Below are 14085 nucleotides of genomic sequence, written 5' to 3'. Positions count from 1 at the left end.
GCTCCGGTCGAACGCGATACTACCCCTTCCCTGCCTTCAGCCAGATCTGCACGGAGCCGGCCGCCTGCTGCAGCGCGGCCAGGATGACCTGGCGATCGGAATCCGGCACCTTCCCCACGATCCACCTGATCAGTTCCTTGACCAGTTCGATCACGCGACGCTGGGGAAGACGCAAGGTCGTCAACACCTGCCTCGCAACGGCCCGGGCACCCAGCATGCTGACGAGGTTGGGGTCGCAGAGCGTGCGCAGGTTGTGAAACAACCGGTTCATCGACTCGTCGGCAAACACCTTGTCATCTGCCTGAACATCCAGTTGCACCTGATTGAGCCAGGTGATGAACGCCTTGTTGGCGATCAACGCTGCCAGAATGGCCTCGACGCTGTCGATGCTCATTGGACTTTCATGCTCTTGGGCGTCTTCAACCGGCCGGTTGCGCATAAGGTTCAAGTCGATGACGCGGCGCCCCAGATGCAGCGCCGATACCAGGATGTCCTTGAACGCGGACATGAGCGTGACTTGAGGTATGCGGCTGGCGATGCCGATTTCATCGTTCGTCGCTGCACTCGGCTTGGGCGGTTCCACCAACGCCGCAGTCCTCACCCCAGGCACCTCACTCCACAGAAACCAGGTACTGCTCGGCTCTGTCTGGAACGCGAAGTCCATCAACTCGCAGAGCAACTCGTTGCCACCGGGTGTCGCCAGCAACTGATCCCAACTGCGCCTGAGCAACGGCGGCGCGGTCAGGGTGGGGCCGCGCGTCTGGGCATCTGTCAGTTTCAGCGCGTATCCCAGGGCGCTGACATCGGCATTGCCCTGCCCCACCTGCGCGCCAAGCTGCTGTACTCGAGCCTTCAAACCGCCGGGATCGACCTCTGGTGCCGGCTGCGCATGTCCGGGGGCCAGCTCGCCGGGTTCGTTGACCGGCGCCGTCAGTGACCGCAGCCCCAACTGCAGGTCCATCAAGGTCAGCAGGATGTTTTCGACATCATCCGGGCCGCTCCAGCCATAGACCCGTCGCCCAGCGCCCAGTCCCTTTCTCGCAGCTTCCAGCCGGAACAGGCTCGCCTCGTAGTGCAGCTCCAGCGCATTGGCTGACAGCATGGCGATGGCCGCATGGTCGAGTTCGACCGCCACGGATAATCGCTCCTCACCCCGCACCGTTTCATCCTTGAGTGCCAGGCTGAACACGGCGGTCACCTGGTCCGGCAGCATCAATACCGGCAGACACAGCTGACGCCGCTCTTCGCGCTGCTGGACGATCACGTACCCGCCGGCAGGCAGCGTGGTATCGAACACCAGCACGCCGGGCGCTTCGGGCAGCGTTCGGGCGTCGCTCATCGGCCAGGACTTGGCGCCATCGAAACGCTCGATCCGCAGGCAGCGCATTTCTTCGCGCATGTGCTCGGCGGTGGCCGTATCGAGCTGCGACCCTGCGTCGATGGGTGCCCTGAGCACGAAGCGGAAATTACCCTCCCCCAGCGAAAACGGTCGTGGCAAGCCGGCATCGGCCAGTGAGGTTCCAGGCAGCGGAATCGGCGAAGGGAATGCCAAGGCTGGCAGCTCCACGTCCATCCAGTCCGAATGATCCGATACGTCCACGTCCTGGACGCTCTCGCAGTAGCCGATGCGCTGCCGCATCTTGTATTGACCGGGCTCCAGTTGCAGATCGAGCACACCGACGCCCTTGGCAATCAGCGCGTAGCCTCGGTTGACCAGATAGAGTTCCGATGCATCGGCACTGGAAGTGAATCGTACCCTGACATGTTCACCGCCCGGGACCTGCCATGCCACCGGGGCTGGCGCCTCGATCTCTTCATCGTCTCGTTCGCGGACTCGCCCTTCGGCATCCGGCTCGAGAGGTTGGTTTTCCGGCTCAAAGGGCGATGGCATTGTTCACCCCCGGATCAAAACTGTAGGTCCCCGTGCCGACGACTAGCGTGTGATCGCCGGTCGGAAGGATCAGGGTAAATTGCTGCCCGCCGTCCGCCGATGGGCTGAGCGCAATCTCCTGCTGCCAGCTGTAGGCGGTGTCGCGCCAGATGAGGGACGACGCTCCGACTGTGGCGATGGCGTTCCACAGGTCTGAACGCAGGTACAGCGAGCTGCCTGGCACCAGCGCCGTGGTGCTCGTGAAGGTAACGGCATTGAGCGCGCGCCGGGACTTGAAGTAGATGTCACCCTGATCGGGAGGCACGCTGCGCGGTGCCGGGGGCAGTGGGTTGACCGGATACCAGTTGGCCCAGTTATAGGTCATCACCCGAGTCAGCACCTGCCCTGCCACGCAGCCCGCCACATCGCTGGGCGCATCTTCCAGCGCCCGTAGAAAGGCATCGGTCATCAAGCCGACCACCTTGCCGTTGGAGCCTGGCAGCTCGCGTTCCTGGGACTTGCCTCGCCTGGGTGCTGCATACAGCGCATAGACCTTGGTGTTCTCGGCAGCGCTGTTTTCCACACGATTGAAACTGGGCGGGTTGTAGGTGAAGTTGCCGAACACGTCGCGACAACAGTCCATGATCAGCACCACTTCGCTGAACAGCCCGGCGCGCTTGATGGCGGCAGCGTATACGGACCCCGCAAGATTGGAATGGATGCTCCCGTAGTTGTCGGCGCTGAACAATGCGGCACTGGGGTAGCCGTCCTCACTGAGCGAGAAGCCATGCCCCGAGAAGTACAGGTAGAGACGGCTCTTGCGGCGCAACGGCTCGCCTTTGTCGTCAAAAGCGATCCTGTTGAACTCCTGGGAGAACGACCAGGCGTTGGGCGACCAGACGGTGTTCTCCGGCCAGCCGGTTCCGGGTAGCGCCAGCAATTCCTGGGGCGTGGTCAAGGTCACCACATTGCCGCCGGGCACAGCGGCACCCTGCGGGTCGGTCAGCCAGTCCCGGACCCGCTCGATGTCGTTCAACGGACCGTCGAGGGTGGGGAACGAGTCGCTGTCGCGATAGCGGGCGATGCCCACCAGGATTGCGCGATCGTCGGTAGCCATGGGCCGCTCACCCCCGGATGATGTTCATCAAGGAAATCAGGGTGGATTCGTCATTGTCGAAATCGCCATGGTGCTGCGAATCGCTATTCAGACCGACCCCCGCGTCCGCCGCCCTGGACCAGACCAGACGATTGGCCTTGGCATTGAAGAACTGCCAGACCTTCTGCACCTGCGCATCGTTGCTGAAAGCGGCTTGCGTGAAGAAGCGCTCCATTCCCACCAGCGGCATGTCCTCCTCCGAGGTCCACTTGCCGTCCACGTCATTGCCCTCCAGCAACCCCGAGACGAAATACAGCAGGCTGCGCGTGTAAAGCGGCTTGAGCATCGCGTCCTGTTGCTCGCGGGCATCACGCATGGCGAACATGCGAAAGTCGCGAAGATAAGTGCCTTCATGGTCATTGATGGCCCGGGCGAATCGCTGGCACGTCACGGCAGGTGCGAGGAACACCACCTGGATCGGCGTCTCCAGCCCCGCGGACCTGGCAGCATCGAGAAAATTGCAGATGTAGATCGCCCCGGTGCTGTGGCCGACCAGGGTGATCTTCTTGAACTGTTTGCCGGCCTTTTCCATCTCCCTGATCTTCTGCACCACCAACCGGCCGCAGGTGTCGGTGCCGTCGGCGAAGCTGTCCAGGGTGTCCTTCTTCATGGCGTTCCAGACGGTGGCGCCGATCAGGTCACCGTAGGCGGACTGCAGCACCTCCTCGACGATGGTGCAATACACGCCGTGATCGCGATGGCTGCGAAAGCGCTTGAGGACCGCTATCACGATCCCGGCGGCATAGCGCGCCACGTTGAGCCAGGTGAAGACGCCCCGGGTCTTGACCCGGGCATCGGTTGAAGCCGGTCCAGTGGCAGGGAACATCTCATCCAGTGCATCCGGACTGATGAGCAGCACCGTGGCGCGCTCCGTCGTTCCGGCTCCCTTGGTGGTGACCACGACGCCGGGCGGGTTGGCGGCATTGAAGGCTCGCCCGAGCACCCTCTTGAATTCAGGATCATCGTCCAGTTGCCGCTCGATATCGCTCGCCAGGTCATCCAGATCGGGAATGCCGGCGTTCGACCGCGTCGTAGCCTGAGCGTCGCCGGCAATATCGCTGTCTTCTACGGGCGGCGCCTGGCGCAGGTTATCGAACCAGCGGTCATATTCTTGCCGGAACCGGTCGACATCGGTAATAGGGACGCCTCCCGCCCCCTTGAAGTTGACGCCCCCGACCGGGGAAATCTTTGCCACCACCCACTCGGACACTTTCTTTACCAACTCCCGAAAGGCCGGGTCGTTGAGAATGTCGCTCTTGTTGTTGAGCAGCGCTTCCTTGAACCCGGACTCCCAGACAAAAAACAACGGGTAGGCGCCGGCTTCCTGATAACGCGGGGTCAGCCTCGCGGTTATGTCATTCAAGGCGGAGTCGCGGCTGACCAGTCCCCCGTGCATGTGGATCACCAGACCCTTGGCCGGCCCTTGCTGCATGGCATGGTCGAGTATCCGCGAGACCTCGGTAATGGCACTTTGCGGCGGGTTGCCGAGCCGGCCGTTGGCAGAGACCAGATAGTTATCTTTATTGGGTGCGAGCAAAGGCGTGGCCATACGAATCCCTCCGACAAACCGGTGCGTTGTGTATAAACGAAATACTGAACTTACTAATAGAACACGCACCGGGTTTTGCGGCAAAAATGGCGACGGAAGTTGAAACTTTATCAACTTTCAAATAACGACAGGGAGCCGACATGGCTCCCAGTTTTTTAATTGCTTATGGCGATATGTAAATCCAATGAAACATATTGGGTAGTTCAGGTTCACTATTTTGAGTATTGCGTTAAGTTAGAGTTACGCGACCAGATTCTTGGATCATCTGGCCTCAAAACCTCCACCCTACTTCCTCAAGCGCCACCCCCAGCGCATCGACATCGGCACGGCTGCGGCCCTCGAACATCGGCATATACGCCAACGGATCGGCGAGCGTCGATGAACTGCCTATGAAGCCCTCAACCGTGGCATGCAGGCAGAACGCGCTGTACGCCGGGTTGTAGCCGCCCTCCTGAACGATCAGCAACCGCCCTTCGCAGAGTTCGTCCGCCAGCGCTCTGGCCTGCCGCGCCAGGTGGTTGAAGCCGTGCATGGTCAGCAACTGCCGCCCGTTGGGATCGAACTGCGAGGCGTCCAGGCCGTTGGCGATGATCAGCAACTGCGGTGCGAAGGTCCTGACGGTGGGCTTGACGAAGCGTTCGAACGCCAGCTCATAGGTCAGGTCGCCCGAGCCCATGGGCAGCGGGAGGTTCAGGTTGCCGCCCAACGCCTTGCCTTCGCCGCGCTCGTCCACAGCTCCAGTCTGCCGATGGCTGGGACCCCAGGCGCCGTGATCCATGTGCAGGGACACGGTCAGCACCGAGGAATCGGCGTAAAAGCCGGCCTGGGTGCCGTTGCCGTGGTGCACGTCCCAATCGATGATCGCCACCCGTTCGATACCGGCCACCCGCGCGGCCTGGGCGGCGACGGCGACGTTATTGAAAAAGCAGTAGCCGTCGCACATGTCCGGTGCCGCGTGGTGGCCTGGCGGACGCACCAGGGCCATGGTCGGGCGGCGGCTGGCCAGGGTCTTTTCCACGGCGGCGATGCTGGTGCCCGCCGCTGCCAGCAGGCCCTGCAGGCTGCCGGGATTCATCAGTGTGGTGCTGCTGAAGCGTTGGCCGTTCGGCTCGGCATCGCGAATCCGGCTCAGGTACTCGCGCGTATGAAAGCGCAGCAGTTCGGCATCGGTCGCGTGCCGCCCGCTGTGCCAGGCCAGATGCCCGGCCACCGGCCCGTTGTGCAGGATGGCCCGCATATTGACCAGCCGCGGGCCGCTTTCCGGGTGCTGGATCTGGAATTCCAGCAAATCGCTGGGTGGCGCTTCGAACACTCCGTAGCCGGTGTCGTGACGCAGCACGTCGTCATGCCAGAACACGTCCATCGATGGCGTCATGGCGGCGTCCTCAGTCAATCACGTGCAGTTCAGGTGGAATGTCCGACAGGCTCCTGGAGCCGTCCTTGCCGCACAACACCGTGTCGCCCAGTTTCAGGCCAAAACCCTCACTGTAGAGCGACAGGTTCGGTTCGATGGAGAACGACATGTTGGGCTGGAACACATGATCGTCGGCCTCATCGACCATCATCGCCTCAAGCCAGGTCGGCGGATAGGCAAGACCCAGGCTGTAGCCGATGCGGTGTACGCGAGTGCGCGACAGGTCGATGCGGTCCAGGATCGCGTTGCACACGCGGTTGGCCTCACCCACCGGCGTGCCTGGCTTGGCGATGTCGATAGCGGCGTTGAAGGCTTCGGTGAGCAGCGTCGAGACTTCCCGCACCCGGGCTGTCGGTTTGCCGATCACCGCGCTGCGCATCAGGATCGCGTGGTAGCGGTTGCACACCCCGGCGTGTTCGAGGATCACCACATCGCCGGGGCTGATGGTCAGCCGGTGCGGCATGGCGTGGGTCATGGTGCTGCGCCGGCCGGTGGCGCACATCGGGCTGATCGCTGCGTACTCGCTGCCCGCATCGCCCAGCGCCTTGGCGACGATCCCGGAGATTTGCACCTCGGACATTCCCGGCCGCAGGGCCTCGAACGCGGCGAGCATGCCCTGGTCGGCCATTCGCGCGGCGCTGCGCTGGTACTCGATCTCTTCGGCGGTCTTGATCAGGCGCTCTTCGGCGACCACCACCGAGGCGTCCTCGAAATGCGCGTGGGGCATGTGCTTGAGCAGCGTGGTGTATTGCAGTGCGCTGAAGGTCGAGGCCTGCATCTCAAGACCGATACGGCCTTGGCTCAAGCCGAGCCCTTCGAGCGAATCGGCGACGATGCGCAGCGGGTCCTGTTTGGCGATGTCGTAGAAGATCCCCTCTTCCAGGCACGACAGCTCATAGGTGCAAGGCTCTTCGCTGGTGCGCGTGAGGAAGATCGGATCGGCCAGTTTCGGCGAGATGATCAGCGCCTGATACCAGAGAAAACCCAGGCTGTCGAAGCCCGTCAGGTAGTTGATGTTGTCCGGGTAATTGATCACCAGGGCATCCAGCCCGCGCGCAGTCATGCGTCGCTTCACGGCCTCGATACGTTGACGGTAGGTGCGCAGCGGAAAAGCAGTCATCATGACGATTCCCTCCTTAGGGAAAAGGTGAGCGTTTTTCAGGTAGATGCAGCCAGAGGTCGATCCGGGCGGGTCAGCCGCCCGGTGAAGCGTTGCGGTCATGCCGGTACATGCGCACCAGCAGCACCACCAGAGTGATGAAGACCATCAGCGTGGAGACGGCGGCAATCGCCGGGTCGAGGTTGTAGCGCAGGCCGTCCCAGATTCTCTTGGGCAAGGTGATGACGTTCAGGCCGCTGGTGAACAGGGTCACCACCACCTCCTCCCAGGACATGATGAACGCCATGAAGAAACTGCCCGCCAGGCCGCCGCGCACGTTGGGCATCAAGACCTGAACGATGGTCAAACCCAGGCCTGCGCCCAGTGAACGGGACGCCTTGTACAGGCTGCTGTCCAGCCGGCTGTAGGCCACCAGCATGGCGATCAGCGAATATGGCAAGGCCATCATCAGGTGCCCGAAACCCACACCGATCAGCGAGTCCAGCTGCTTGACCGAAGCACCCAGGTAGTAGATCGACATCGCCGACACCACCTGCGGCACGATCATCGGCAGCAACACGATCAGGGTCAGCGCCACGCGATAGCGCGGCTCCAGCCAGATGCCGGTGGCGAACAGAAACGACAGAACCGTGCTCACCACCCCCACCACCACGGCCAGCCCCAGGCTTTGCAGGATCGAGCTGAGCCAGGCGCCGTCCAGCAGGGTCAGGTAGTGGCGCAGCGACCAGGCACCGTCGGGAAACGACAGGTAACGCTGGTCGCCGAACGACAACGGCACGATCACCAGGATCGGCAGCAGCAGAAACAGCGCCGCCAGCAACATGGCAGCCATCGACAGCCAGCGGGCGATGTTCACCTTCGGCCGGCGCGACTGCGGTTCGTGTGCGACGGTGGCAGGATTGCTCAAGGTGCGTCCCATGTTCATGCCTGCCTCCCGGTAAACCGCCCGACGCCCACCAGCTTGACGAACACCACGGCACAGACCGCGACCATCGCCATCAGCACGATGCTCAACGCCGCGCCCAGGCCCCAGTTCGACAGCTGGAACATCTGGATGTAGATACTCTCGGCCAGCATCGCCGCCTTGCCGCCGCCCAGCAGCGCCGGCGTGACGAAGCACCCCAGGCTGAACACGAACACCGTGGCCATCGCCGCTGCGACACCCGGCAGGGTCAGCGGGAAGAATACGTTGCGCAGGGTTTCCCAGCGTCCGGCGCCCAGGCTCGAGGAGGCGCGCAGCAGACTGTCGTCCACCTGGCCCATGGAGGACAGCAACGGCAGGACGGCGTAAGGCACCATGAAATGCACCATGCCGATCAGCGCGCCCAGTTCGTTGCGCACCAGCGCCAGGGGCTCATCCGCCAGCCCCAAGGTCAGCAGGCCCTGGTTGACCAGGCCATCGTTGCGCAGCAATACCAGCCAGGCGAAGGCGCGGATCAGCATCGACAGCCAGAACGGCAGCAGCACGAACAGCTCGATCAACATCCGCCCACGGGCCGAGGCAAAGCGCCAGCGAAAGGCGATCAGGTAGGCAATCGCCACGCTGATCGCCGTGGTCAGCAGGCAGATCCGCAGCGTGCGCCAGATCACCGTGTGGATCGAGGGCGTGCCCAGAATCGTCGCGTAGTTCTGCAAGCCCGGTTGCGGCAGGCTCAGGCTCCAGCCCAGCACGCCCGCGGTGGGCAGCAGGTAGCCGACCACGATCAACAACGGCAGGGGCAGGATCAGCAGCGCATAGATGCGCAACGTGCCGTGGAAACTGATGCGCATGTCAGCCACCGATCAGGGCCAGGTAACGGTTGAGGGTGTCGCTGTAGTGGTCGGCGTACCACAGGTTGTTCATCTGCACCTGTTTGCGCAGGTTGTCCGGCGCGGTGGGGTTGATCTTCTGCAGATCGGCCGACAGCAGGCTGTTCACCTTGCTGTCCACCGGCCCCATGTTGTAGACCTCCATCAACTTGGCCTGGGTTTCGGGACGCAAGGCAAATGCGATGAATTTCATGGCATTGGCGGCGCCTGCGGGATTGTTCTTGGGCACCATCCACACCGACGGCGCGACGATGGCGTTGTCGAAGCCCCAGTCGATGGCGCCGCCAGTGTCCTGCTTTACCAGTTGCGCGCGGGTGTGCCACATCTGCGCCATGCTCACCTCACCGTCACGCAGCAACTGCTGGCATTCGGCGCCGGTGGACCAGTGGGTGACGATGTGCGGCATCAGTTCTTCGATCTTGCGCAGGGCGCGGTCGACATCCAGCGGGTAGAGCTTGTCCGGAGTCACGCCGTCGGCCAGCAGCGCGCATTCCAGGTTTGCGCTCATCCATTTGTACAGCGTGCGTTTGCCGGGGTACTTCTTCACGTCCCAGAAGTCGGCCCAGCTCTTGGGCGGGTTCTTGCCGAATTTCTTCGCGTCATAGCCCATCACATAGCTGTAGCTGTAATTGGCCAGGCCGAACTCGTGGACGTCGCCATAGCCGATCAGGGACTTGTCGACCACGCTGTAGTCGATCGGCGTCAGTACCCCCTCCTTGCCCAGGCGATACGAGGAGTACATCTCACCGTCGCACACGTCCCAACGCACCGCGCCACTGTTGACCTGGGTTTTCACCGCGCCCTCGGTCGGCCCGCTGCCGTCCACCTGCAGCTTCATGCCGGCGGCGTTGAAGGCCTGAAAGCTTTTCTCGAACGCCGGGACCGCATCGCCGCCCCAGTTCGCCACCACCACCGAGCCGCTGTCGGCAAAGGCCTTGCGCAAAGGCCCCATGCCAGCGGCGGCGGCCATCACCATCAGCAACTGGTTGAAGCTGCGACGGCTGAGGGTGCCCGCCTCCACTCGCTGCTGGGCGATCTGGGCAACGTCCTCGATAAAGTGCTGTTTGTCTTTCATTCTCGGTTCCCTTTGCAAAGTGGCGGCAGGTGATCGAAATGTTGTTATTGGTTTGAAATCAGGTGACCGTGCTGCTGGGACCAGGAGCACCAGTACGGCTGCCCCCGTTCAAGACTGTTCAACAAGGGATGGCTGACGGGGATGCGCAGGGCAATCGGCTGGGCATCCTGGGTGCGCAGATCGACGCTGACGTGGGTGCCCAGGTAGGTAATGGCTTCCATCCGCGCTACCACGCCATTGCCGTTGCCGGTCTGGTCCACAGGTTTGAGGTCCAGATGCTCGGGACGAATCGCCAGCCAGTGCTCGGTGCTGGCGAACGACAGCGGCCGCTCCACGCCTTGAGTGATGCGCAGGGACCGACCCTGGTAATTGCACACCAGCGCGCCGTCCTGGCGGCTGATGTCGTTCACGCCCAAGAGGTTGGTGTCACCCAGGAAATTGGCCACAAAGCGGCTGGCGGGACGCTCGTAGACTTCCTGGGGCGTGCCCAGTTGCTCCAGCCGCCCCCGGTTGAACACGGCGATGCGGTCCGAGAGCGCCAGCGCTTCTTCCTGATCGTGGGTGACGAAAACGAAGGTGGTGCCGAACTCCTTGTGCATGCGTGCCAGCTCACCCTGCATCTCCTGACGCAGGCGGCGGTCCAGCGCCGACAGCGGCTCATCGAGCAGCAACAGCGGTGGCTCGAACACCAGCGCCCGGGCCAGCGCCACGCGTTGTTGCTGGCCGCCGGACAGTTGCTTGATGCCACGGGTGCCCATGCCATCGAGCCCGACCCGCTCGATCATGCGGCCGACCCGCTGTTTGATCTGCTCCGGGGCCATCTTGCGAACCTTCAGCGGATAGCCGATGTTCTGCTCCACGGTCATGTGCGGAAACAGCGCGTAGCCCTGGAACACCACGCCGAAATTGCGCTGGTCGGCGGGCAAGCCGGTGATGTCCCGGCCATTGCACAGGATCCGGCCTTCACTGGGTTGTTCGAAGCCTGCGAGCATCATCAGCGTGGTGCTTTTGCCGGAACCGGACGGCCCGAGCAGGGTGAGAAATTCGCCACGTTTGATATGGAGGGTGATGTCGCTCAGCGCACGGGTGGCGCCATAGCACTTGCCCAGTTGCTGCAGATCGACGAAATGTTCCGGGGAAATCGACATGGGATCTTCCTCCTGCGTAGGCGTGCCAGACGCCGTCCTGTGCAGCTATCGTCATGGCAAATTAAATTGACTTCAACTGATTTGTTTTCTAGGTTTCATGTGAATTCAATTCACTGAAAACCTCGAAAATGCCCCTGAAAGCGACACGCCGCCTCCCCTCCCTGATTGCCTTGCGCGCTTTTGATGCACTGGTTCGCCAGGGCAGTACCGGTGCTGCGGCGCTGGAGCTGCACGTCACCCACAGCGCGATCAGCCATCAGATCAAAAAGCTCGAGGAGGAACTGGAAGTCGCGCTGGTGGAGCGCAATGGCAAGGGCGTTCACCTGACCTCAGCGGGGCGTAAGCTTAGCCAGTTGGTCAATGGTGCATTCGAGCAGTTGCGCGATATCCAGAATGCCCTGCCGACGGTCACCCCTTCCGGCAGCCTGCGCATCGCCTGCGCCCCGGCGTTGCTGGCACGGATCTCGGGGATGCTGGAGCGTTTTCTGCGCGACTACCCTGAAGTTTCGTTGCACCTGCTGCCCATCGAGCACGCCACGCAGAACGTGGACATGGTGATTTCTTTTGGCGACAGCGAGGTGCAAGGCCAGCGTATCGCGGCACTGGGCGACATCCTGTATTTCCCGGTGTGCAGCCCGCGCCTGCTCAACGGCAGCGAACCCCTGCGCAAGCCGCGGGATCTGGCGCGGCAGGTATTGCTCCACGAGGACGACGGCTATGACTGGAGCCGCTATTTTCTGGCGGCGGGAATTCCCAGCCTGCAAGGCCGGCAGAACATCTTCCTGCCCGACGCCTCGCTTACCATCGGCGCGGCGATTGCCGGGGTGGGCATCACCATCAGCGACCACATCCTGGCCAGCGAGCAACTGGCCCAGGGCACGCTGATTCGCCTGTTCGACGTCGAATTCCCCGCCCCTCACCCCTATTTCATCATCATGCCGCCTCGGGGCGACAACGACCTGGCCAAGGCCTTCGCCGACTGGCTGATGCGCGAGCTTGAGTTGATCGAACGGGTGGGTTGAGCCCGGGTGCGCTCTTGATTCTGCCCGCAGGGCGTAGGAGCGCGCTTGCCCGCGACTTGGTGCGGGAGCGGCAGTAAAGCCAGACACCGCGTCCTGTCAGGCACACCGCATTCACCGAATTTGCTGCCACTGCGCGCCAGGTCGCGGGCAAGCGCGCTCCTACAGCCTTCGGCACAAGCGGATTGGGGATCTGGCGGGGCGGCCGCGATGCGCTCTTGATTCTGCCCGCAGGGCGTAGGAGCGCGCTAGCCCGCGATCTGGCGCGAAGCGGCAGTAAAACCAGACACCGCGTCCTGTCAGGCACACCGCATGCGCCGAATTTGCTGCCGCTGCGCGCCAGATCGCGGGCAAGCGCGCTCCTACAGCCTTCGGCACAAGCGGGTTGGGGATCTGGCGGGGCGGCCGCGATGCGCTCTTGATTCTGCCCGCAGGGCGTAGGAGCGCGCTAGCCCGCGACTTGGTGCGGCAGCGGCAGTAAAACCAGGCACCGCGTCCTGTCAGGCACACCGCGTTCACCGAATTTGCTGGCGCTGCGCGCCAGATCGCGGGCAAGCGCGCTCCTACGATGGGAGGCATGTAAACCCGCGATCGGGGTATTCAGAACCTCGGGATCTCGAGCCCCAGGCTTTCGCGCAAGGTCGTGCCTTCATACGCCGTGCGATACACTCCGCGTTCCTGCAACAACGGTATGACTTCCCCGGTGAAACGCTTGAACTGACCCGGATGGCCGATGTAGATATTGAACCCGTCCAGCGCCCGCGCTTCGAACCACTCGGTCATCTTGCGGGCCACGGTTTCGGCCGATCCCACGAAAGCGCCCGGGCGCAACTGGCGGCCGAATTCCACCGCCTGGCGCAGGGTGAATTCCTTCTCCCGCGCCTGGTCGGCAATGCGCTTGGCATTGGTGAAAAAGCTGCTGCGTGCAGCCTCCAGGCTCTCCTGCGGGAACGGAGCATCAAGGTCATATTGAGTGAAATTGTGCCAGCCGAAATTGCGCCCGAACTCTTTGAGCGCCAACTCGAAGCTGTGGTCGGCCTGATGGTAGTGCCGCTCGATTTCCCGGGCATGCTCATCGGTGTCCCCGACATAGATCTCGGCCCCCGGCAGCACCAGCAGTTGTTCAGGATCGCGTCCCAGTCGCTGCGCCCTGCCCTTGACGTCGCGGTAGAAGGCCTGGCCCTGCTCGATGCTGGCCGCATGGGTGAACACCACATCCGCCGTGGCCGCGCCCAGCTCACGCCCTTGCTCCGAATCCCCGGCCTGGAAGATCACCGGCTGGCCCTGAGGCGAGCGCTGGATATTCAGCGGGCCGACCACGCTGAAGTGCTCGCCCTTGTGATTGAGCGCATGCAACTTGTCGGTGTCGAGGAACTGCCCGCTGGCGCGATCCCGCACAAAGGCGTCATCTTCATAGGACTGCCACAACCCCTGCACCACCTTTACATGCTCTGCAGCGCGGCCATAACGGGTGTCGTAGTCGTAGTGCTCGTCGCGGCTGTAGTTGCCCGCAGTGCCAGCATCGCCGCTGGTGACCACGTTCCAACCGGCGCGGCCCTTGCTGATCAGGTCCAGCGACGCCAGCCGCCGGGCCACGTTGTACGGCGAGTTGTAGGAGGTGGTCAGCGTGCCGACCAGGCCCAGATGTCGCGTGCTCACCGCCAGCGCCGAGAGCAGCGTCAGCGGCTCCAGGCGATTGAGGTAATGGGACGGCGAGCCCGGTGTAATGAACTGGCTGTCGACAATGAACATCAGGTCGAACAGCGCCGCCTCCGCCTGCCGCGCGATGTCGATGTACCAGTCGATATTGACGCTGGCATCGGCCGGCAGCTCCGGGTCGAGCCACAGGTTATGCCGACCCGGTCCGCCACAGCCCATGGTCAGGGCGCCCAGCTTGATCTGTCGTTTGCTCATGGTTCAAGGCT

General features: G+C 62.9%; 11 protein-coding genes. 1 reads left to right on the top strand and 10 read right to left on the bottom strand.

The window, feature by feature from the left end; genetic code table 11:
- Positions 1-19 precede the first annotated feature (19 nt).
- The 9 genes from ACIPO9_RS11720 to ACIPO9_RS11680 form a co-directional block, all read right to left on the bottom strand.
- Positions 20-1891, bottom strand: a complete 1872-nt coding sequence (locus tag ACIPO9_RS11720; protein WP_400780998.1) for a hypothetical protein — start codon at positions 1889-1891, stop codon at positions 20-22.
- Complete coding sequence (locus tag ACIPO9_RS11715; protein ID WP_400780995.1) at positions 1875-2987, bottom strand: caspase family protein; 1113 nt, start codon at positions 2985-2987, stop codon at positions 1875-1877. The genes ACIPO9_RS11720 and ACIPO9_RS11715 overlap by 17 nt, the downstream gene beginning before the upstream one ends.
- Before the next feature lie 7 nt (positions 2988-2994).
- Positions 2995-4575, bottom strand: a complete 1581-nt coding sequence (locus ACIPO9_RS11710; RefSeq protein WP_274130749.1) for an alpha/beta hydrolase — start codon at positions 4573-4575, stop codon at positions 2995-2997.
- Between the two features lie 271 nt (positions 4576-4846).
- On the bottom strand, positions 4847-5950 hold the full coding sequence (locus tag ACIPO9_RS11705; protein WP_400780992.1) for a hypothetical protein: 1104 nt from the start codon (positions 5948-5950) through the stop codon (positions 4847-4849).
- A gap of 10 nt (positions 5951-5960) precedes the next feature.
- A complete protein-coding gene (locus tag ACIPO9_RS11700) occupies positions 5961-7112 on the bottom strand; it encodes a M24 family metallopeptidase (protein ID WP_400780989.1) in 1152 nt (383 codons plus the stop codon).
- Between the two features lie 70 nt (positions 7113-7182).
- Positions 7183-8034 carry an ABC transporter permease gene (locus tag ACIPO9_RS11695; RefSeq protein ID WP_400780987.1) on the bottom strand — a complete coding sequence of 284 codons (852 nt, stop codon included), beginning with the start codon at positions 8032-8034 and terminating at the stop codon, positions 7183-7185.
- Positions 8031-8879, bottom strand: coding sequence for an ABC transporter permease (locus ACIPO9_RS11690; RefSeq protein WP_400780985.1), 849 nt, complete (start codon positions 8877-8879; stop codon positions 8031-8033). Before ACIPO9_RS11690 ends, ACIPO9_RS11695 begins: the two co-directional genes overlap by 4 nt.
- 1 nt (position 8880) lies before the next feature.
- Entirely contained in the window at positions 8881-9993 is a 1113-nt protein-coding gene (locus ACIPO9_RS11685; protein ID WP_274130744.1) for an ABC transporter substrate-binding protein, read from the bottom strand.
- Positions 9994-10037: 44 nt separating this feature from the next.
- Entirely contained in the window at positions 10038-11141 is a 1104-nt protein-coding gene (locus ACIPO9_RS11680) for an ABC transporter ATP-binding protein (RefSeq protein ID WP_274130743.1), read from the bottom strand.
- Between the two features lie 128 nt (positions 11142-11269).
- On the opposite strand from ACIPO9_RS11680, the gene ACIPO9_RS11675 reads away from it, so the two are divergent.
- Positions 11270-12163, top strand: coding sequence for a LysR substrate-binding domain-containing protein (locus ACIPO9_RS11675; protein WP_400780982.1), 894 nt, complete (start codon positions 11270-11272; stop codon positions 12161-12163).
- Positions 12164-12760: 597 nt separating this feature from the next.
- Here the strand turns inward: ACIPO9_RS11675 and ACIPO9_RS11670 are convergent.
- Entirely contained in the window at positions 12761-14074 is a 1314-nt protein-coding gene (locus tag ACIPO9_RS11670) for an LLM class flavin-dependent oxidoreductase (RefSeq protein WP_400780980.1), read from the bottom strand.
- Between the last annotated feature and the right edge of the window lie 11 nt (positions 14075-14085).

Source organism: Pseudomonas sp. NPDC090203 (genome assembly GCF_044746765.1).
GTDB lineage: Bacteria > Pseudomonadota > Gammaproteobacteria > Pseudomonadales > Pseudomonadaceae > Aquipseudomonas > Aquipseudomonas putida_AD.
The sequence above is the reverse complement of the archived record's forward strand: the minus strand, read 5'-3'. Positions and strand labels throughout refer to the sequence as shown.